Source organism: Paenibacillus lentus, assembly GCF_003931855.1.
In the GTDB taxonomy this organism is placed as follows: Bacteria; Bacillota; Bacilli; order Paenibacillales; family Paenibacillaceae; genus Fontibacillus; species Fontibacillus lentus.
This window is the reverse complement of record NZ_CP034248.1, coordinates 311,785-333,777: the sequence shown is the minus strand read 5'-3', so window position 1 is coordinate 333,777 and position 21,993 is coordinate 311,785. Positions and strand designations below refer to the sequence as shown.

The following is a 21,993-nucleotide window of genomic DNA, read 5'->3' as shown; positions in this document are numbered from 1 at the left end:
GATGAGAAAAACGTGGCTGCTCGGTCTCGGCTTTTTTAGTATCAGCATCACTTGGGCGCTATATAATGCGTTTGTACCGCTCTTTTTGGGCAATTACTTAAAAAGCGTAGCCATGATCGGCTTCATGATGACGATCGATAATTATTTTGCGATGTTCCTGCAGCCGTGGATCGGTCATCGCAGCGATAAGACGCGAAGTAATTACGGTCGAAGGATGCCTTATTTGTTAATCGGTATGCCGCTTGGCGCTGTGTTTGCCACGTTGATTCCTTTACATACGGGTTTTGTGACCTTAGTTGTTTTTATGGTGTTAATGAACCTTTCCATGAGTATTTTTCGCTCGCCTACCGTGGCGCTCATGCCTGATATTACACCAGAGAGCCAGCGTACGAAGGCCAATGGGATCATTAACTTCATGGGCGGGCTTGGTTCCATTCTGGCCTTTGGAATTGGCTCGCCGCTCTATAAAATGGCTCCTTACTTGCCGTTTCTGTGCGCCGGCTTGATTATGCTCTTGTCGATGTTCATCCTGAAGAGCCGCATTAAGGAGCCGGTGTTTCTCACCAGCAACGGCGATGGTCACAGCAATCCCTTCCGGCCAGAGGATCGCCCCCAGGAATCAGTCAAACCTCAGGTGCGGATTAAAGACCAGCTAGACCGTACGACCCTGTTCATTTTGGGAGCGATTTTTTTCTGGTTTGTCGCGTATCAGGGGATTGAGGCGTTGTTTACACTTTATGGGACAAAGTACATTGGCATGAGCGATAACGAAGCGGCCTTCTCATTGACATTCTTCTCCCTGGCGTTTCTAGCTTTTGCCCTGCCTAGCGGATGGCTTGGCGCAAAATTCGGCAAGAAAAGAATCATTGCGATCGGCGTACTGGGATTATTCGTCATCTTCGGTTCACTCGTGTTCGTTCAGTCTGTGCTATTGTTGCGCGGATTGCTTATTGTTGGCGGGTTGTTCTGGGCCTGTATTAATATCAATTCCTATCCATGGATTGTAGCCACAGGACGGGAGGAGAGCATTGGAACAAGAACCGGAATATATTATTTTGTGTCATCGCTTGCGGCTATCAGTTCCCCGCCTATGCTGGGGTGGATTATCGATCAGTTCGGGTACCCGGCTCTGTTCGCTAGCGCATCACTTGGCATGCTGCTGGCATCGCTCTGCTTAATCGGAGCCAAGACAGAGAATCCATCCTCGGGGAGAATGTCAGCAAGCACGTAAAGCACTCGGTACTTTCGTCGTTCGACGATAGTGCCGGGTATTTTGCGTTAGGCGGTCTTCTGTTTACGAGGAGGGGTAAAAACGGAACAATTGACATTTTTGTGAAAAAAATTGCGATGTGCTTATTATTATGGGGATAGTAGTGCTTTGCTTATGAGGCTAAAGATTTAAAAATGACCCATAGTAAGATAAAATAATGAAGAGCTGATTTTGAAGGAGGATACGTAAAGTGGCATCGAACATCAAAGTGGGTATCGTAGGATATGGGAATTTAGGACGTGGCGTGGAGAAAGCAATTAAGCAAAATCCAGATATGGAGCTCCGCGCAATTTTTTCAAGGAGAAACCCGGATGATGTAGCGGCGGCTGGTGGTGTCGTGCATATTTCCGAGTTGGAGAAATACAAAGGCGATATCGACGTGTTGATTCTTTGTGGAGGCTCGGCCACGGATCTTCCGCAGCAAGGGCCGGAGCTAGCCGCCATGTTTAACACGGTGGACAGCTACGACAACCATGCAAAAATTCCTGAGTATTTCGAATTAGTCAATGCCTCTGCCGCAAAAGGGGGGAATGTGAGCGTCATCTCGACAGGATGGGATCCCGGTCTATTCTCTTTAAATCGTCTGCTTGGACAAGCTATTCTTCCTGAGGGCAATGAGTATACTTTCTGGGGAAAGGGCGTAAGCCAGGGGCATTCTGATGCGATTCGCCGTGTGAATGGCGTGAAGGGCGGAGTGCAGTATACTATTCCGGTTGAAGCGGCTGTAGATCGCGTCCGTAATGGGGAAAATCCGGAGTTGTCCACGCGAGAGAAGCATATGCGGGAATGCTATGTTGTCGCTGAAGATGGTGCTGATCTAGGACAGATTGAACGTGAAATCAAGGAAATGCCTAACTATTTTGCCGACTACGAGACAACGGTTCATTTTATAAGTGAAGAAGAACTGAAGGCGAAGCATTCCGCCATGCCGCATGGGGGAAATGTACTGAGAAGCGGCCGTACGGGAGAGAACAATACGCAAATTATGGAATTCGGCTTGAAGCTCGACAGCAACCCCGAATTTACAGCAAGTGTTCTGGTAGCCTATGCCCGTGCTGCCTATAAGCTATCCCAAGCTGGCGAATCCGGGGCGAGAACCGTATTTGATATTCCATTTGGCCTGTTGTCCCCGAAATCCCCGGAACAGCTTCGTAAAGAACTGTTGTAAACCAGTTGCTAGCAATGGCATGCACAAAATTTGTATGATGGGCTTGAGCCGCGTCCGGTCTGCAAGGGATGCTGGCTCAGCCCCCTCTCTTATTCCTCTAATCCTCTTCTGAAGTGTCAAAACCCGCCAATATTCGACATACCTGAACGTGAAGGCGATGTATGTGATTTTAGTTACAAAGCACGGGGTTTATTATGACAATTTTGCGAACTTAAGCGCCGAAAGCGTTCATTGTGAACAATTATCAAAATCGCCGAATTTGACGTTTTTTGAGCGAATACGGCTGAATATCGGCTTTTTAGGTGTAGTAAAGGGAAGCCTAGTTGTGACTAACTGTAAAAATATTACAGAATTGCCTTTCTCTATGGTTTGTTTTTGTTTTTGCCGACTCCTAACATTGTTCTTAGTTGTAATACTTAAGTTCTCACGTATATTGTTTCTCGTTGTTCATGATCGTGGAAGCTTACTGTTTAGAAAGGGGTAACGGTATCTATGAAAAGAAGAGGGCTGCTGTTAATCGCATTTTCAGCGCTGCTTGTCTTCCTGTCCGGCTGCAGTACTCTTACGGTATTGGATCCGAAGGGGCCGGTAGCCAAGACGCAATCCGACGTCATTATATTCTCCATCATCACTATGGCGGCTATATTGTTCGTCGTTTATGTACTCTATGTTTACATGCTTACTAAATACCGGGCTTCCAAGGCTGCACCGGATTACGAGCCGCCTCACGATGAAGGAAAGGCGTGGCTTGAAATTACCTGGACCGCGATTCCGCTGGCAATCGTCATCATGCTATCCATTGTTACGATTCGCAGTACGAACGAGGTTGAGGCTGTTCCTAAAGATTATCAAGATCAGGAGCCTATAGTTATTTACGCATCCTCCTCCAACTGGAAATGGCATTTTAGCTACCCAGAGGAAGGGATCGAGACAGTGAACTATGTCAATATCCCGACTTATCGTCCGATCGAGTTCCGCCTGTATGCGTACGGGCCAATTACAAGCTTCTGGGTACCTCAGCTGGGCGGACAGAAATACGCCATGAGCGATATGGTAACGAAGCTGAATCTCGTTGCCGAGCATGCAGGCTCATTCATGGGTAAGAATGCAAACTTCTCGGGTGAAGGCTTTGCCCATATGGAGTTTGAAGTACTGGCCATGAGCTCTAATGAGTATGACGAATGGGTGGAAGAGGTTAAAGCTACGGCTCCCGAGTTGTCACCGGAGGAATTTCAGTCCCTGCTGGATATGAAGCATGCGGGTAGAAAGACATACTCCTCCACACACCTGACGTTCTTACCGCCTCCTGAGGGTGAGCACGCCGGACATAACCATGGTGACGCTGCTGTGGAGTCTGAATCCGAACTGGATCAGTTCCAAATGGAACCATCCGGATCAGAGAATAGCAGTGGCGGAGAGATGGATCATTCCGGGCATAACCATTAAGAAGGCGATGACGAGCAGAAAGCTCGCAATGCAACTAAGAACTGGAAAGGAGTAAGCTAAATGAAATGGGACGAATTTTTCGTCACGGGCGACCCGATGATTTACGGCGCAATGGTCAGTATTGTCCTTGTGTCCATCGCGATTGTTGTCGGACTGACCTATTTTAAGAAATGGGGCTACCTGTGGCGTGAATGGTTAACGACCGTTGATCATAAAAAAATCGGTATCATGTATATCCTAGCTGCACTCATCATGCTGTTCCGGGGCGGCGTAGACGGCCTCCTGATGCGTGCGCAGCTTGCTGTACCAGAGAACGGATTTTTGGACAGCCAGCACTATAATGAAATTTTCACGACACACGGGGTCATCATGATCCTGTTCATGGCAATGCCGTTTATTATCGGCTTGATGAACGTGGTCGTACCGCTTCAAATTGGAGCAAGGGACGTAGCATTCCCGCGCTTGAACGCCGTCAGCTTCTGGCTGTTCTTCGCCGGAGCGATGCTGTTCAATATCTCGTTTGTGATCGGCGGCTCTCCAGACGCCGGTTGGACGGCTTACTTCCCACTGTCGAGCATTGAGTTCAGTCCGACGGTAGGTAATAACTATTATTCCATTGCGCTGCAAATTTCCGGGCTGGGTACGCTCATGACCGGGGTTAACTTTATCGTTACCATTCTCAAAATGCGCGCGCCTGGCATGACGCTGATGCGTATGCCAATGTTCACCTGGTCGATTCTGGTTACCTCTGTCATCATCGTATTCGCGTTCCCTGTATTGACGATCGCGCTTCTACTGATGATGCTGGACCGGCAGTTCGGCTCGCAATTTTTTACGATGGCCAACGGCGGGATGGATATGCTCTGGGCCAACCTGTTCTGGGTATGGGGGCATCCAGAGGTATATATTGTTATTCTGCCCGCATTCGGTATTTTTAGTGAAGTTATTTCGACGTTTTCACGTAAAAACCTGTACGGTTACAAATCGATGGTGTTCAGTATGGTCATCATCTCGATCCTGTCCTTTGTCGTCTGGGCTCACCACTTCTATACAATGGGGCACGGCGCGATGGTTAACGGTGTCTTCTCCGTGACGACGATGGCGATTGCCATCCCGACCGGGATTAAAATTTTCAACTGGCTATTTACGATGCAGAAAGGCCGAATTGAATTTACGACACCGATGCTGTATGCTCTTGGATTTATTCCGATCTTTACGATTGGTGGAGTTACCGGCGTAATGCTTGCCATGGCAAGTGCGGATTACCAGTACCACAACACGATGTTCCTGGTAGCTCACTTCCACTACGTATTGATCCCGGGTACAGTCTTTGGGGTACTTGCGGGAATGTACTACTGGTTCCCGAAATTGTTCGGTTTCCGTCTGAACGACAAGCAAGGCAAACTGGCTTTCTGGATTATTGTAATAAGCTTCAATGTAACGTTCCTGCCGCTCTTCGCCCTTGGATTGAACGGGATGACGCGGCGGATGTACACGTATTCTGCAGAAACAGGCTTCGGGCTGCTGAATCTTATTGCGTCGATCGGTTCGGTCGGTCTAGCTATTGGCTTTGCGGTACTCGTATACAACATTTACTGGAGCTTCCGCTATGCGCCGAGAGAGACAAATGGCGATCCATGGAATGCGCGTACACTTGAATGGAGCACGCCAAGCCCAGTGCCTCATTACAACTTTGCGAAAATGCCAAACATTGAGAATCGTGATGCATTCTGGTTTGCGAAGAAGTCCGGCAAGTCTCTGTATAAGGAAGATTACAGTGATATTCATATGCCGAACAACAGCGGCCAGCCGTTTATTCTGGGTGTGATCTTTATGTTCTTCGGATTCTTTATGGTCTTTAACTGGTGGGTTGGGGCTGTGATTGGAGCCATCGGCATCTTCGTTATGATGATCATCAGATCCTTTGAACGCGATCACGGACATTATATTCCTGTGAAGGAAGTTGTAGCGACCGAAGAACGATTGCGGGGTGAACAGGTATGAAAATAGATCATTCAGTTCCGCTGGAGTATAGTACAGAAGAGAACAAGAATCGTATCTTTGGTTTCTGGGTATTTCTTGGAGCAGAGATCGTCATGTTCTCCACACTCTTCGCCGTATATTTCACCTTGTGGAACCGGACCGGTGACGGTCCTACGGCGAAAGATATTTTTGTAATCGGGCCGGTGCTTATCGAGACCTTCCTACTTCTGACGAGTAGCTTTACGATTGGTCTAGCGATCAATAGTATGCGGCAAGGCTTGATGAAAGCGACGATGGGATTTTTTGCAGTCACCTTATTGCTTGGCCTTGGATTCCTCGGTGTCGAGATTTATGAATTCGTGACGTATGTAGGCGAAGGCGCGACACTGCAAACCAACGCCTTCTTGTCCAGCTTATTCACGCTGCTGGGTCTCCACGGGGCGCACGTAACGCTCGGATTAGTGTGGGGCGGCGGATTGATGCTGCAAATGAAGCGTGAAGGCTTTACGCCGGATACGGCGAACAAGTCGTTCATCTTCTCGCTATACTGGCACTTCCTGGATGTCGTCTGGATTTTCATCTTCAGCTTTGTATATTTGAAAGGATTGATGTGACATGAAAAAACTGTTCCCGCTTCAACACGTCATGGGATATGTCTCTTCGCTGGTCCTTTCGATCGTTGCCCTGACCGTTCTGTTCTTCGATATGACTTATGTGATGCAAATGACGGTTCTGTTCGTATGTGCGATCATTCAAATGTCAGTTCAGCTGTTCGTCTTCATGCACATCGGAGAGACAGGTTCGAAGACATCGCTTTATACGAATATCGCTTACGCGCTGTTCGTAGGTTTGGTAACGATTTTTGGTACACTGTTTACGATGATCTGGGGATATCAATAAGCGAATAGGCTAAGGCGAGTGCAAGCTTGATTTACTATGAAATAAAATCACTCTGATCCAAGGGGAAACCCCGGGGTCAGGGTGATTTTTTTTTGCAGCAAAATGGGTGGATGTCTTTCTGATGAAATCACGGAATTTAGAGGAGTATGGGTTAATTTTTGTTAGTGAGCATCCGAAATATAGGTATGGATGGGTATCATTTACAAAAAAATAGATTCAGAGGAAGAAGAGACGTCATACGATGAATTATTTGGATGAACAGATTCTTAGCATGAAACAGGAATTAGCATCTAAACCAGATGAGGAAACAGCGAGCCAGCTTCAATCCATGAGTTCTGAAAAGGCAAGTGTCGAGCCTGACACAAGCATGGTACTTCGCATACAAGATGAGATCGTTACTTTCGCTCCGGTAACTGTATTAGATGGAAAAATTGAAGTGGATATTCCGAAGGCTTTTCATCTCATGGCCCTGGAGGAAGCTAGATTCAAATACCCTTCGGAGCATCGTCCAGAAGTCATTTACACATCAGCTGATGGAACGGTCAACATTACTTTTAATCCGACAGAAACGACACTGGAGCCGGAGGAGCTTCCGGATTTTATAGAGCAAATGGCGGACGTACTGCGATCTGTCCAACCCATTCGCAATTGGATGGGGACGGAATTGATCGTTAATGACAATGGCCTTTCAATCGGGATTATTCGTTTTGTAGCAGCAGGGGTGGACGGTAACCTGTATAACGAAATGCTGCTGTTTGTTCTGGAGGGATGCGTGATTATTGGCGCCTTCAACTGTATGGAGTCCGACATGGAGGCGTGGCTGCCTGTAGCTGGAAAAGTGGTGCAATCGATTAGAGAAGTTCCTGATGCCTCCTCAATACTGTTCAAGGAAGGAGATGATTTAAGATGAGTCTGGGATATGAAAACATTCGAGTTCACCCTTTTGAAAGAATTAATTTGGAACAGCTTACCTTAACGAAGAAAATTAATGAGCATACCCGGCTGTATTTTACAGGCGTAATTCCAGAAGATATGCGGGACAGTTATGTAGAAACAACGCACAGCTATACAGTCATTGAGGTGAGCCAAAAGGATGAGGCAGGCAGCGCCAAGCCGTTATTCAGCGGGATTGCGCTTTCGGTAGAGGTGAAAGTTGTGCGTGATGTGTACTATTTGGAGGTTGAGGCCATTTCTCATACCTATCGAATGGACATCAAACAGCGGACGCGTTCTTTTCAGAATACGAAAATGACGATTCCTCAATTACTGGAGCAGATTGGCAAGGATTATGAGGGGCTTGACGTGATTGACGGGGCTACTGACGGGGCCCAGATCGGGCGTATTGCCATCCAATACCAAGAGACGGATTGGGCTTTTTTAAGACGTTTGGCCTCCCGCTATCATACCAGCTTGATGCCCGCTGCCCGTTTTGATAGTCCGAAGTTTTATTTTGGAATTGAGGATATGCCTGCACATGTGGTTCTGGATAGTAGCCGCTACACCGTACGTAAACAAATGCTGCCTTTTCGCTATTTTCAGGAGAATGATCAGACCAGGCTTAGGGAGAATGACTTCATTTTCTATGAGGTGGAGACGGATGAGGTGCTCGATTTAGGGGCGCAGTTGTCTTTTCAAGGGCATAGCCTGTTTGTGATGGAAGCTTATACCGAAATGAGACAGGGACAGCTGCGGCATCAGTATGTACTGGGATCTTATCAGGGATTCCGGCAAAAAAGCTACTATCAGGAAAAGCTGGCCGGCGCATCGTTAAGCGGTGTGGTGGTGGATGTGCGGCAGGATCAGGTGCGCATTCATCTGGACTGCGATGAGCAGCAGGAAATAAGTGAGGCGTATTGGTTCAACTATTCCACGGCCTATAGTGCTGAGGGACATACGGGCTGGTATGTAATGCCTGAAATCGGCGATCCGGTATCGCTCTATTTTCCAGGTAGCCGTGAAGAAGACGGAATTGCGGGAAGTGCTGTTAGGCGAAATACGCAAGGAAGTGCCTATAATAAAATGTCTGATCCCCAAATGAAGATTTGGCGGACCCCTCATGGGAAGGAAATTTGCCTCGGGCCGGATGAACTGGTCATTACGGGGAAAGAAGGGGCTATATATATCAAGCTCAATGACAAGGATGGCATACATATTGTGAGCAATAATGCTGTAAGCATCTCGGCGGGGGGAGATCTGAGCCTGACAGCTGGGAAGACGATGTCACTTACCGCAGGCAGCGAACTGCGCATGGATTGCAATGGCAGTCATATTGAACTTAGCGGTTCAGCCAAGATGAAAGGCAGCGAAGTGAAATCTAACTAGCATAAAGTGTAACCAGGTGGTGTAAATGCAATGGACAAGCCTGTTATAGAAGGGCAGGGGCAGCAAGTCGTTCTTGATGAGGCATGGAGCTTTATTCGTAAAGATTGGGCAGTGACGCTTCAGGCTACGCTAGAGCAACGAATTGAGGAATGCGTTCGGAAATTTAGAGAATACTGCCGCGACATTCGTCAAAGGCAGCTTCAAGGGCAAAAAGGGAGTATAAGCTACATCACTTACTCTATGCTGCGAACATCATGGCTGGAGCAGCATCCGACTTATTTAGTCGAGGCAACTGATGAGTATTGGGTGTTGGATACGGACCCCATCCAATTTGAATGGGATGTTAACTGGGCCTTTTCCTATTGGAGTGATCTACAGCAGCGGCACCAGGCTGAAATCATGGAGCGGGGGCAATCCCCTCTTTCCAAGGTTGGATTAGAGCGGATGCTGCTGGACGCAGCGGCGGAATTCCACGCGTTCATGGTGAACATCATTCGCCTGGCGATGAAACGCGCCGTGCACACTGCTGAGTTTCAGGAGCTGGAGCGTGGCGAAATATTCGAAGTACGTGTTGGGGAGTATTTGGATCAAAGTGTCTCCGTATATAAGGAAGATCGTCGGAAGCGGGATATCCAAGAGGTTCAAGCCTGGCTGGATTTAAAAGATGCGCATGAGTACGGTTACCAAGCCTTGACGGAGCTTGACCTATCGGAAGGGGATTATAGCCGCCTGGATTTTCGCTACACGGCTTTCCGCGGCATGCAGATGGAGCATAGTCGTTTGCTATTTTGCGTGCTGGTGGGTACAGAGTGGCAGGACAGTCACCTTCAAGGTACTGACTTTACCTCCAGCCTGATCCATGGAGCTGATTTTAGCGGCTGCTCTCTAAGGAAGGCCATATTGGACAGGGTGATGGGCAGCGTAAACGATTCTGATTTATGGCTGGAGTGGGAGCCATTGGGATTTAGTGCGGTGGATTTTACGGGAGCTAATCTGCAAGGGGCTTCTTTTAGGTTAGCTGAGTTACAAGGTGCTGTATTCCGTAATGCCACGCTGCAGCAAGCTTCGTTGATCGGGGCTGATCTAGCAGCGGCTTGCTTTGAGGATGCGGACCTGACAGGTGCTAGTTTTGCTGAGGCTGATTTGACGGATGCTAGCTTTGCTAGGGCTAATCTGACAGACGTATCTTTTGCCGGTGCAAGATTGGCTGGTGCTGATTTCAGCGATGCCAAGCTGCAAGGCGTGAGTTTGACGGAAGAACAGCTTTGTGAAGTTAGGGGGAAGATTACGTGAGATATTATCGGCTTAGGATGGATGAGCGGATCAAACACCGTATAGAACCTGTGCCGCTGTCCTCTTTATCCATAAAGAGCGGCATGCAGATGACTCTGTCTCAAGAGGAAGATGCGCCTTTATTTTTAGCAATACAGCTTCATTCGCAATCCATGTTTCCAGACTTTCTCGAATATCCCGTGCCGCTGGTATCCAATCGTATGAAGGCGTTGTTGGAGAAGTATGTGCCAGGTATGGAATGGAGGGCAGCTATACTTACTGATATGAAACAAGCCAGGCAAGAGGTGTACTGGGTGCTGCGTCCTCCTAAGGAGGATTGCTCGTCCGATAGCACCGAACGATACCCTGATCGCACATTGAAGCGTTTGGTACTGCAATACAGGAAGGATCTGCCCCCTATTTTTCAAATAGCGGAAGTGATGGAACCCTATATATTTATTAATCTGGCGCTGGCAGAGAGTCTGCTTCGCCGTTCATTTATAGGCATAAGACTTGAAAGAGTGGAGGTAGAGAGCAAGGAGGGAACAAACGAGTGAAGGAAGCGAAGGTACAACAAACACAGGTGCAGCCAGGAGCCGGCGGGGCCAAAAGCTATGTCGTAGCAGGTGCAATTTTGAGCTGTAGCTATGGCACTCAGCCGACCCGGTTAAAGCGTCCTTTCAGCCATGGGGTATATGTCAAAAATAAAGCGGCGATGAATATTGCAGATTACGTGCCAGGAGAGAATATACAGTCCTTTGGCAACTGCTTCAGCCCTCATAATCCGGCTGTGCAGACTAGTGACATGGTTGATATTTACGGGGTGAAGAAGGCGCCGTGCGTCCCCGTTCTGACGATGCCATGGCTGAATGGGAAAAGCGATATGCTGATCGAAGGCCAGCCCGCTTTGACACAGGACTGCACGCACCACTGCTTATATTGCGGACATATTCGCATAGAAGATGACGGTCAGGAACTGGACTAATCGCTGGAATCAGGATCAAGTCAGAAGGGAGGAGGTACAACCTTGAGTTTACTTACAGAGGGGATCGGCTATGAGAGCATACGTTTATATGGTCCCTTTCAGCCGCAGCATATTCAGCAGTTACATATTCATAGAGCCATCAACGAACATGCTTACTTACAGATGAACGGCATACTTCCCGAAGAACAAGGGGCCGCGTGGATCGGGCAAACGATGGATCAGGAGCCGATCGTTATTCGCCAGTTGGACGAACAAGGACAATCCGTAAGAACATTATTCCACGGAATGACCACGCGCCTGTCTATACACTGTATAAGGGGAGTCTATACTTTTGAGCTGGAGGCCGCTTCGCATTCCTATCAATTGGATGTGAAACTAAAAAATCGTTCTTATCAAGAGCCGCAGCGCACTTATGATGATCTGGTCACGGCACTGGTGCGGAAGTATAAGTACGGGGATGCCATTGATACTGTCACGGACGGCGCCAAGCTGGACACCTTCCTGCTGCAGTATCAGGAGACGGATTGGGCATTTTTAAAGCGACTCGCTTCCCGATTCGGTTCGGTGCTCGTGCCTGAAGTGACGGCAGCATCGCCCAAGATCTTTTTTGGGCTGCCGATCGGCAAGCTGCATAAGCTGGAACGGGATGGATTCTACCGGGTACGGAAAACGTTTCATGAGTTAGCTGCCGGGAATCCGGGAGAGCGGGCTGGCTCGTATGTCACTTATACGATTGAAAGCTTGGGGTACTATGCCTTAGGGGATGTGATTGAACTCTCCATTGGACAAGGAAAAGAACTTGTCGTCGTGCGGGCCGAGACACGTCTAGAGGATGGAATGCTCCGTACACGATATGACCTTCAAGCCGAACAGGAAATTCGCTATGCGCGGGTTGAGAATGAGCAGATTACGGGAGTTTCGCTATTAGGAAAGGTGCTGCGTGTAGAACAGGATCGTGTGCAGCTTCAACTGAAGATTGACCCTGAGGAGCACCCTGCCGCCTGCTGGTTTCCTGTAGCCACCTGTTATGTGGCAGAAGACCACAGCGGGTGGTATAATATGCCGGAAATCGGGGATCAGGTGGAGCTATATTTGCCTACAAACCGTGAACAAGACGCCTACGTCACCGATGCAATGCGTCAGCAGCGTACTCATGGACAACCTAATGTGAAGGTATGGCAGCATGCCAAGGGCAGCGGGGTAGGGCTATCTGAGCAAGAGCTGAAGCTGCACTCCACAGGCAAAGTATCTATTACGCTCCATGAAACTAACGGCGTGGCCATTAACAGTCCGGGAAATGTTGCAATTCAAGGTGGCAGCGTTAAACTGGAGGCAGGGAAGGGACTAGCGCTAAAAGCTGAAACAGCGCTGTATCTCAAGGGCGGAGCTAGCAGCATGGTGCTGGATGGTGAAACAGACCTCAAAGCTCCAGTGATCGAGCAGGAAGGGACGGTAAAGGCCCCGGTATTTGTCACCGATCTGCCTCCAGTATGGGAGCCTGAGATAGTGAGTGTGGAGGCGTATGAAGCATCCCAATCATCTGCCGCGTCCGCTACGGGGAGTGGAAATACTCCTACCGCCAAAATTACGAGTCCAGCTGCTGAAGCAGCGGCCAATAACATGTTGGCTACGGAGTCGAAGCTGGTGGGTTCGATTCCGGTAATGACAGGCGTCTTATTAAGTGCGCTGGGAGGGCCAGCGAATAAGGCGGTAGGCGTGGCGCTGCAAGCAGCGGCGGGAGTTCCTTTGCGAAGTGATGGGAAAGCCAGGAATTCTGCTAGTAATTCTTTGCATCCGCTAAAGCAATTAGCAAGTCTATTTTTGCAGGGACTGATCGACCAGCAGATTTACGAGGAAGAAAGACAGGCATACTACACCAAGTGGATCTTAGGAAAGATGACGACAAGTGCACGTCAGATGTTGTATTCCTACAGCCCAATAGATCTCGTCCACAACGTGTTAAGAGAGTCGAACAACATGTTCCAAACTTACCAGCAGGTTCCCGAGGATGTAAGAAATCGTTGGGCAATGCCATTGCATTTTCCAAGTGGATATGTGGACACTCAGCGATTAACCTTAGAAGTACAAGCAGAGCTGAATTGGTCCGATGAATTAACTAAGGATGTGGCGCAGCGAATTGTAGAGAAACAGGACTATAACTTGATTGTAAAAGAAATGAAACGGAAGTATGGGGTAGATGTACTTGGTGGTGTAGCTATTATTTACACGTGCTACAATGCTGAAAGAGACGGTGTTACTTTAAATGAACTCTTTACGGGCTACACCCATAATTCTAGTGAAGTTCCGTTCATAAGAGGTGGTGGGTTCAATGTCAGGGTACCTAACCTAAACCGTAAGAAGCCTGAGTTTAAGACCATAACTCAAGCGGAGTTAGATAAGTTCGTCAAGTCTGTTAAAGATAGACGTCCTAAGAATGATCCTAGGAATACTACAGTGGATAAACCTAAGGAGACGCCAGAACCGCCGAATCCGAGTAATTTTACTAAGGGTATGGGGGAAGATCTCGAAACCAAAGGATACAGGCCGCAGCCTGGTGAAAGGACAACAACACGAGAGGAGTGGAAGGTGCAGGATAGAGAGGCAAGAATACGAACAAATCTTTCTCAATCATCTCCAATCAATATTCCATCCTCTGCTTCAGTAAAAATTCAGTCAAAGACAGGATATGAGCAGATACAATTTAAATGGTCAGATGGGTATTACAAGTATGAGGTACGCTGGCATACACGTACACCTGGAGCGCCCCAAAATCAAGGAAATACCTGGGTTGTTGAGCGAACTACACCAGGAAATACTACTGGGCAGAAAAAGACGTATCATATTTTAACTGGTCAAAACCAATGGACTCCAAGATATGATTGGCAATCTGCTATTAACGCTAGAAAGAATGGTACGGCAACTACAGAACAAAACAGAATGTTAGCAAACGGACATTGGCCAGCGCCATAAAAAGGAGTTGCAATGATGGAAATAATAAATAGTAAATATTATGAAGGTTACGAAGGTGAAGGTGAGATGCAATTTATAAGGCATCTTTCTAATGGTGATAAATATGTTTTAAGAATCTGGGATGGTTATTTTGATGAAATAATGAGGGAGCTACAGCCGGAGGAAAGCGGCTGGACAGGTATAGCATATTACTATAATGTTGAAGAACCTTGGTGGGAGAAACCATGGGAAATTCCGGATATAGATATTGTAATAAAGCAACTACAAAAAATAAAAATAGACCAATTGAGTGAACAGTCAAAGAATCTGCTTGGAGAGCTTTGCGATATGTTATCTAGTTCACAGGAATTAAATGAAGTGGTATGGATTGCCGATGAATAGCATTTTGCTAATGTGGTTTGCAACTAAAACTATTCAACACTAAAAAATTTGAAACAGAAACTTCAAAAGCTTATTCTTACTAAACGATTAGTGGGGGTAAGCTTTTGTGTATGTTAAAAATGAAAGAAAGTCAATATAACTTGACTTTATGGCAGACATTAATTGTGCTAGGAGGTGAAGCCAATCACTAAAAAGTTGGGACGGCCTTTCTTTGAAAATCCTAAAGAAATACGACTCACAGTGCGGCTAGATAAGAAGCATAGTGAGATTCTCGAACGATACGCTAAGCACAATAAAGTGACAAGAAATGAGGCTGTAAGGCGTGGAATCGAGAGGCTGAATGAAGATGAATAAACAAAAGGAAGTGGCGCACTCCCGCAAAAGAATTCGCGACTTTCACCGTGCAACTGCCCGGTGGACAGACTGCACAAATTACTTTATCATGTGTCAGTTTTTCTTTCAAGGACCCGCAATACAGTTGAAGGGAAGAGGGAGATGAGAAGTATTTTAGAAGCACTATATTGTGGAGAAATTCGCCCTGAAGAAACGATTATGCCAATTGATCCTGAATATCGTGTCCTAAACCGGAAAATTTCTGAAGCCATGAAAATATGGGAGAAGAAGTTATCAGCACAAGAATTCAGTCAGCTTGAAGAATTGCTTGATTTGCGAAGTAAGTCAGGATCAATGCACTCTACTGCTTCTTTTATTCGTGGATTTCAACTTGGCGCGCTAATGATTACAGAAGTATATGCAGCACGAAATGAGATCGTTGGTGGTTGAGGTAGCCAATTTATATTTATTCATGTGACATACTAGCGTTGCAGATAACTCATTAAAAGCTTACTTCTACCCGTTTATAGGTGGGAATGAGCTTTTTTTGGTTATAGTGATGAAACGATCCTCAGGCAAAGTATCTATTACGCTCCATGAAACTAGCGGCGTTACCATCAGCAGTCCGGGGAATGTTGCAATTCAAGGTGGCAGCGTTAAACTGGAAGCAGGGAAGGGACTATCGCTAAAAGCTGAGACAGCGCTGTATCTCAAAGGCGGAGCCAGCAGCATGGTGCTGGATGGTGAAACAGACCTCAAAGCTCCAGTGATCGAGCAGGAAGGGACGGTAAAGGCCCCGGTATTTGTCACCGACCTTCCTCCCGTATGGGAGCCTGAGATAGTGAGTGTGCAGGCGTATGAAGCATCCCGATCATCTGCCGCGTCCGCTACGGGGAGTGGAAATGCTCCTACAGCCAAAATTACGAGTCCGGCTGCTCAAGCAGCGGCCAATAACATGTTGGCTACGGAGTCGAAGCTGGTGGGCTCCATTCCGGCAATGACGGGCGTCCTATTAAGTGCGCTGGAGGGCCAGCGAATAAGGCGGTAGGCGTGGCGCTGCTGGCAACGGCGGGAGTTCCTTTGCGAAGTGATGGGAAAGCCAGGAATTCTGCTAGTAATTCTTTGCATCCGTTAAAGCAATTAGCAGGTCTGCTCTTGCAGGGACTGATCGATCAGCAGATTTATGAGGAAGAAAGACAGGCATACTACACCAAGTGGATTTTGGGGAAGATGACGACAAGTGCTCGCCAGATGTTGTATTCCTACAGCCCAATAGATCTCGTCCACAACGTGTTAAGAGAGTCGAACAACATGTTCCAAACTTACCAGCAGGTTCCCGAGGATGTAAGAAATCGTTGGGCAATGCCATGGCATTTTCCAAGTGGATATGTGGACACTCAGCGATTAACCTTAGAAGTACAAGCAGAGCTGAATTGGTCCGATGAATTAACTAAGGATGTGGCGCAGCGAATTGTAGAGAAACAGGACTATAACTTGATTGTAAAAGAAATGAAACGGAAGTATGGGGTAGATGTACTCGGTGGTGTAGCTATTATTTACACGTGCTACAATGCTGAAAGAGACGGTGTTACTTTAAATGAACTCTTTACGGGCTACACCCATAATTCTAGTGAAGTTCCGTATATAAGAGGTGGTGGGTTCAATGTCAGGGTACCTAACCTAAACCGTAAGAAGCCTGAGTTTAAGACCATAACTCAAGCGGAGTTAGATAAGTTCGTCAAGTCTGTTAAAGATAGACGTCCTAAGAATGATCCTAGGAATACAACAGTGGATAAACCTAAGGAGACGCCAGAACCGCCGAATCCGAGTAATTCTACTAAGGGGACGGCTAAAATTGAAGGAATGCCCCCTATCGTACAATCTAGAATTAATATCAGTAATGATGGATTTAAGCACGTTGTACAGGAACATTTTTCAACTAAGAACAAATCACAATTCACAATTTCTCAAGATGAACTTCGTACCATACTTTCAGATAAGAATGTAGTGAGTACTCCTGTAACTAGAACTCTAGATAGTGCAGATGGGATTCGCTATGTAAGAGAGGTTACTTTGAATAAACCTATTGGTACTGACAAATTTAATGATTTTAATCCAACCTCAACGATGACCATTTTGACCGATAGTCATGGAAACTTAGTTACAGCATCACCAGGAATAATAAAATAAGGTATGGGAGGGATACAAACTGAAACTTATTGGAAGTAAAACTGAACAAGAAATAAGAGAGCAATTAATGGTTTCAAATAAGTCATTGTTTGAAGAAGAGGAAAGGCGAAGATTGCTTGATGTTCTTCGTCAGAGTTTTTCTAGTTTGGAGACGGCGTATATTCTCCATTGGATACCTGAACAAGAAGAGGATTTTTACAAAATACTAATAAACGATTCTACAATTGCTGATGTTGAATTAAATAGGCTTAATCAAGATGTAGTACCAATAATTAATTCCATGCCATTATCACAATATAAAGTAGGTTTAAGCAAAATCAACCAAATAAAATTAGCGGTAGCAATTGATTTGGCTAGAAAAGACTTGAATAAAGCAAAGTAGTTTTTAATCACACCTTGATTGGCTTGATGCCTTTCAAGGTTTCTTTTTTGGTGGGGCTACCCAGTACCGAACGAACTCATCATTCAACCAATAACACATATAACCCATGTAATACCCGTATAATGATTTTTTGAATTTGTTGTACGCACTAGAATGCTTGAATTTTATATCCTAAATAACGCGATACCGTTACATTCTGCAGGTCGATTATGGTCATATACTACCAAAATTGACCTGTTTTTTTTTGTCTGTGCTTTCTCAGGTTTTTTCAAAATGTACCGCAAACTTTAAATATGCCGCCCCGATAGGATCAGAGGTTGTTGAGATATTCAACGGAGGTCATGCATTCATATCGACAGGTGCCTGAAGAAGTACTGCTTCACTGGGAATTAGAGAATATTCCAGATTATTTAACTGAGAAAAACTGGAGAACAAATTTAGTTATTTATGACGTGAAAAAATCCTTAGAATGGTCTGATGAACTAACTGAAGATGTGGCAATGCGTGTTTTACAGAGACGAAGCACGGATGATATTGTAAAAGAAATGAAAGAGAAGTACGGTATAAGTGTGCTCCATGGCCTGGCGATGATTTATACGAGCTATAATGCCGAAGGCGCAGGAATGTCACTCAATGAACTCTTTACGGGTTACACCTATAAATCTAGTGAAATTCCATACATAAGAGGTGGCGGGTTCAATGTCAGGATACCTAACCTAAACCGTAAAAAACCTGAGTTTAAGACCATGACTCGAGCAGAGTTAGATAAGTTCGCCAAGTCTGTTAAAGATAGACGTTCTAAGGATGACCCTAGGAATACTACAGTGGATAAACCTAAGGAGACGCCAGAACCGCCGAATCCGAGTAATTCTGCTATGGGGACGGGAGAAATAGGATGGAGTATGGCAAAAGGCGGCGGTTCAATTGGTGGACGCAGATACTCCGAACATGCATTGGAGAGAATGGCTCCTAATACTCCCGAAGTAAGAGCAGAATTAACAACAAGAGCAAATCAAAGAGCAACTGAACAAGGATTGAAGCCCGGAACTAAAGAGTACAATGACTTCATGAATAAACAGATTGATCCACGTAACATACCTCCAAGTGTTGTTGAGGATACTATTAAAAATGGAACTAAGACGCCGGGTAATAAACAAGGAACAACCGTATATCAGAGTGACCGAGTAAGAGTAGTTACGAATGCCAATGGCGATGTCATTACGGTTATTCCAAGATAGGAGCCATTCCTGTAATGAATTAATTTGAGGTTTGAACAAAAAGAGCGCCTCCTGTATGCTGGGTCTGGAATGTGGACCATTCACTGCCCTAATTAAAGGAGGACGCTCAACATGAAGTATAAGCAAAAGAAGAAGCAAAATCAACGAATTCTAAGAATTACCGATCAGACACTTGTGGTCGGAGCGGACATCGCCAAGAAAACGCATGTTGCAAGATCAATCGATTTCCGCGGCATTGAGCTAGGAAGAGACTGCGTGTTTGAGAATTCAAGAGAAGGCTTGACCAAACTAGTATCGTGGATGAAGGAATTACAACGGGAGCATGCCAAGACCGACGTCATCTTCGGTATTGAGCCCACTGGACACTACTGGTTTCCACTAGCCGAGTTCTTACAGGATGAAGGCATCAAAGTGGTTGTGGTCAATCCGCATCACGTCAACAAGTCCAAAGAGCTTGAAGACAATTCACAAACGAAGAACGACTACAAGGATGCTAAGGTCATTGCAGATCTTGTCCGAAACGGAAAGTACTCGGAGCCACAATTGCCTACAGATGTGTACGCGGATCTAAGGATCTACATGAACTTACGAGAGAAGGTCATGGTGAATCTCGGGCAAGTTCAGCGGCGTATTCAGAACTGGCTAGACCGCTTCTTTCCAGAATACAGTCAAGTATTTAAGGACTGGAATGGAAAAGCTTCGCTCATCACGTTGGTCGAATTTCCTACACCGCAGGAGGTTGTATCCTTAGGGGCATTTACCATCCTGAGACGCTGGAAGCAAGATGTGAAACGAGCTGTAGGCATCAAGCGAGCAGAGAAGTTAGTTAAGGCAGCCTCGGGTTCCATCGGACTAACCCAAGGATTAACAGCAGCCAAAATGGAAATGAAGGCGCTTCTGGAACAGCATGAACTGCTTACTCGCCAAGTTGAAGATATTATGAGCCAGGTAGAGAGCTTGCTAGAAAGAATACCGGGGTCAGAGGAGATGCTGAGCATACCAGGTGTCGGGATCACCACACTCGCTGGATTTCTAGCCGAAACAGGCGATCTCAGCAACTATGATCATGGCCAGCAAATTATCCGTCTGGCGGGCTTAAATCTTCGGGAGAATAGTTCAGGTAAGAAGAAGGGGAAGTCCACGATAAGCAAACGTGGACGTTCGAGACTCAGGGCCTTAGCCTATCGCGCCATTATGCCGATGGTGGCCAAGAATCCAGAGTTTCAAGCGCTGCATCACTATTACACAACACGAATGGTAAATCCGCTAAAGAAGAAACAATCGCTAGTTGCCTTGTGTGGGAAACTCTTCAGAGTGCTACACACGCTAGGTACAAAAAGAATTCCTTACAATGCTCAAGATGTATTAGGACCTGTTCGTCAGGCACAGCTTCAGATGGCAGCTTAAAGATTCAAATTTCAATCGTAAAGCTCATTAGCCTTAGATAGATTCAAGTAGACAATGGAAGCACGGAGCAGCCGCAGGAATTATTCCATAAGGGCAACGACCCAGTAAAGGAGCAAGAAGCGGCATCCACCCCTTGAGAGGTAGGACGAAGGAATGTGAGGGCATAGACCCAGTGTGACATGGGAGGGTAAACCGTCGAGGGAATTGGTGTGGACATCCAAGGTGCGATCATAGCGATAAACATCCACAGAATGGAAATTGCAGTCCAGGCTCTATTCCCGCAACCGGCATGCCTAGAAAATTATGCCACTGCTACATGATATCTCCACCACTTAATGTGGTCGATGCTTGAAAATCTAAGAATGAGTGAGTAAACGCGAGAAAACATTAATTTATAGTGGGAGGAGATTTATATGTTTATACAATTCAGCGAATATGATCTATTAGAGTTATTTGAATCCGAACCAATTTCAATTTCTGATACTGAAGCAGGAATGTTTATTTACAGTAAAACAGATATTCAAGGTCTGAAACTTGTATTAACGGTATCAATTTATGAACAGGAATGTTTGCTCAGTCTTAATCACGAGAGTTACAGTATCCCAATAATTAATTTGACACTAAAGGATGTAACCCAAATAAGCAAAAATAATGACAAACTCAATTTTCAATTCGAAAACGGTGAAAAAAATATTGATGTATTATTCAAACCCAATTTTGCCTTTAGTAATTTGGTGAATATATAGCATAAGAGAAGTGAGCCTGACCGTAGGGAATTTAATTTCTTACGGTTCTTTGTTGGGTGGCTACCCAGTGCTGAATAAACCTACCATTCAACCGATAAAACATTTCCAAGTGGATATGTGGACACTCAGCGATTAACCTTAGAAGTACAAGCAGAGCTGAATTGGTCCGATGAATTAACTAAGGATGTGGCGCAGCGAATTGTAGAGAAACAGGACTATAACTTGATTGTAAAAGAAATGAAACGGAAGTATGGGGTAGATGTACTCGGTGGTGTAGCTATTATTTACACGTGCTACAATGCTGAAAGAGACGGTGTTACTTTAAATGAACTCTTTACGGGCTACACCCATAATTCTAGTGAAGTTCCGTATATAAGAGGTGGTGGGTTCAATGTCAGGGTACCTAACCTAAACCGTAAGAAGCCTGAGTTTAAGACCATAACTCAAGCGGAGTTAGATAAGTTCGTCAAGTCTGTTAAAGATAGACGTCCTAAGAATGATCCTAGGAATACAACAGTGGATAAACCTAAGGAGACGCCAGAACCGCCGAATCCGAGTAGTTCTGCTAGGGGGACGGGACAAGCTCTTAAAGTACCTCAAGGACTTACACAGGCACAATTTGATAAAGTATCATCAATGATACGAGAAAAAGTAGGGCATATAAGTGATGACATAGTTGTTCAAGGTAGTCGGGCAAAAGGAACAGCAAAACCAACTTCTGATATTGATATAGCTATTAGAGTTCCATCCGAGAAATTTGATGAATTAATACAAAGCTCTTTTAGTAAGGTTAAGCCGCCTAATCCAGGGTCTGCTAAGGAGAAAACAATGCTTCATGCTATTGAGACTGGAAAAATTCAATCAGGAGAAGCAAAGTTGAGTAAGTTTAGGGAACAACTTCAACAAGAGTTAGGTATGGATGTAGATATATCGATTATTAAAATTGGCGGACCCTTCGACAATCCACCGTTTACGCCACTTAAATAATTTGAGGTGATTT

Annotated in this window: 21 protein-coding genes; all 21 read left to right on the top strand. The window is 45.8% G+C overall.

Going from position 1 to position 21,993, the window contains the following annotated elements; all coding sequences use genetic code 11:
- Position 1: 1 nt before the first annotated feature.
- Positions 2-1,231 carry an SLC45 family MFS transporter gene (locus EIM92_RS01655; RefSeq protein WP_125081187.1) on the top strand — a complete coding sequence of 410 codons (1,230 nt, stop codon included), beginning with the start codon at positions 2-4 and terminating at the stop codon, positions 1,229-1,231.
- A 229-nt stretch (positions 1,232-1,460) separates the two neighbouring features.
- Complete coding sequence (locus EIM92_RS01650; protein ID WP_125081186.1) at positions 1,461-2,438, top strand: diaminopimelate dehydrogenase; 978 nt, start codon at positions 1,461-1,463, stop codon at positions 2,436-2,438.
- Positions 2,439-2,930: 492 nt separating this feature from the next.
- Positions 2,931-3,884 carry a cytochrome aa3 quinol oxidase subunit II gene (gene qoxA / locus EIM92_RS01645; RefSeq protein ID WP_125081185.1) on the top strand — a complete coding sequence of 318 codons (954 nt, stop codon included), beginning with the start codon at positions 2,931-2,933 and terminating at the stop codon, positions 3,882-3,884.
- Between the two features lie 60 nt (positions 3,885-3,944).
- Positions 3,945-5,888 (top strand): cytochrome aa3 quinol oxidase subunit I, encoded by a 1,944-nt coding sequence (qoxB, locus tag EIM92_RS01640; protein WP_125081184.1) that lies wholly within the window; start codon positions 3,945-3,947, stop codon positions 5,886-5,888.
- Positions 5,885-6,481, top strand: coding sequence for a cytochrome c oxidase subunit 3 (locus EIM92_RS01635; RefSeq protein WP_125081183.1), 597 nt, complete (start codon positions 5,885-5,887; stop codon positions 6,479-6,481). The genes qoxB and EIM92_RS01635 overlap by 4 nt, the downstream gene beginning before the upstream one ends.
- Position 6,482: 1 nt before the next feature.
- On the top strand, positions 6,483-6,767 hold the full coding sequence (qoxD, locus tag EIM92_RS01630; protein ID WP_125081182.1) for a cytochrome aa3 quinol oxidase subunit IV: 285 nt from the start codon (positions 6,483-6,485) through the stop codon (positions 6,765-6,767).
- Between the two features lie 241 nt (positions 6,768-7,008).
- The gene (locus EIM92_RS01625; RefSeq protein WP_125081181.1) at positions 7,009-7,677 is read left to right on the top strand and encodes a hypothetical protein; all 669 of its coding nucleotides are present in this window, start codon (positions 7,009-7,011) and stop codon (positions 7,675-7,677) included.
- The gene (locus EIM92_RS01620) at positions 7,674-9,089 is read left to right on the top strand and encodes a contractile injection system protein, VgrG/Pvc8 family (RefSeq protein ID WP_125081180.1); all 1,416 of its coding nucleotides are present in this window, start codon (positions 7,674-7,676) and stop codon (positions 9,087-9,089) included. Before EIM92_RS01625 ends, EIM92_RS01620 begins: the two co-directional genes overlap by 4 nt.
- 30 nt (positions 9,090-9,119) lie before the next feature.
- Positions 9,120-10,382, top strand: coding sequence for a pentapeptide repeat-containing protein (locus tag EIM92_RS01615; protein ID WP_125081179.1), 1,263 nt, complete (start codon positions 9,120-9,122; stop codon positions 10,380-10,382).
- Positions 10,379-10,918, top strand: a complete 540-nt coding sequence (locus tag EIM92_RS01610) for a hypothetical protein (protein WP_211344416.1) — start codon at positions 10,379-10,381, stop codon at positions 10,916-10,918. The genes EIM92_RS01615 and EIM92_RS01610 overlap by 4 nt, the downstream gene beginning before the upstream one ends.
- Positions 10,915-11,346 (top strand): DUF4280 domain-containing protein, encoded by a 432-nt coding sequence (locus tag EIM92_RS01605; protein WP_125081178.1) that lies wholly within the window; start codon positions 10,915-10,917, stop codon positions 11,344-11,346. Before EIM92_RS01610 ends, EIM92_RS01605 begins: the two co-directional genes overlap by 4 nt.
- A gap of 42 nt (positions 11,347-11,388) precedes the next feature.
- Entirely contained in the window at positions 11,389-14,316 is a 2,928-nt protein-coding gene (locus EIM92_RS01600) for a hypothetical protein (RefSeq protein WP_246021169.1), read from the top strand.
- Between the two features lie 12 nt (positions 14,317-14,328).
- Positions 14,329-14,697, top strand: coding sequence for a hypothetical protein (locus tag EIM92_RS01590; RefSeq protein ID WP_125081177.1), 369 nt, complete (start codon positions 14,329-14,331; stop codon positions 14,695-14,697).
- Positions 14,698-15,192: 495 nt separating this feature from the next.
- Positions 15,193-15,480: a DUF6809 family protein gene (locus tag EIM92_RS01580; protein WP_125081175.1), complete on the top strand. Its 288-nt coding sequence runs from the start codon at positions 15,193-15,195 to the stop codon at positions 15,478-15,480.
- A gap of 97 nt (positions 15,481-15,577) precedes the next feature.
- Positions 15,578-16,078 (top strand): hypothetical protein, encoded by a 501-nt coding sequence (locus EIM92_RS24575; protein ID WP_211344415.1) that lies wholly within the window; start codon positions 15,578-15,580, stop codon positions 16,076-16,078.
- Positions 16,079-16,080: 2 nt separating this feature from the next.
- Entirely contained in the window at positions 16,081-17,220 is a 1,140-nt protein-coding gene (locus EIM92_RS24570; protein ID WP_342772893.1) for a hypothetical protein, read from the top strand.
- Between the two features lie 67 nt (positions 17,221-17,287).
- Positions 17,288-17,602, top strand: coding sequence for a hypothetical protein (locus EIM92_RS01565; RefSeq protein WP_125081174.1), 315 nt, complete (start codon positions 17,288-17,290; stop codon positions 17,600-17,602).
- 341 nt (positions 17,603-17,943) lie between these two features.
- Complete coding sequence (locus EIM92_RS01560) at positions 17,944-18,840, top strand: hypothetical protein (RefSeq protein WP_164514999.1); 897 nt, start codon at positions 17,944-17,946, stop codon at positions 18,838-18,840.
- Positions 18,841-18,951: 111 nt separating this feature from the next.
- Positions 18,952-20,247: an IS110 family RNA-guided transposase gene (locus tag EIM92_RS01555; RefSeq protein ID WP_125081172.1), complete on the top strand. Its 1,296-nt coding sequence runs from the start codon at positions 18,952-18,954 to the stop codon at positions 20,245-20,247.
- 413 nt (positions 20,248-20,660) lie between these two features.
- Positions 20,661-20,993, top strand: coding sequence for a hypothetical protein (locus tag EIM92_RS01550; RefSeq protein WP_125081171.1), 333 nt, complete (start codon positions 20,661-20,663; stop codon positions 20,991-20,993).
- Positions 20,994-21,110: 117 nt separating this feature from the next.
- A complete protein-coding gene (locus EIM92_RS01545) occupies positions 21,111-21,980 on the top strand; it encodes a nucleotidyltransferase domain-containing protein (RefSeq protein ID WP_211344414.1) in 870 nt (289 codons plus the stop codon).
- Positions 21,981-21,993: the final 13 nt, after the last annotated feature.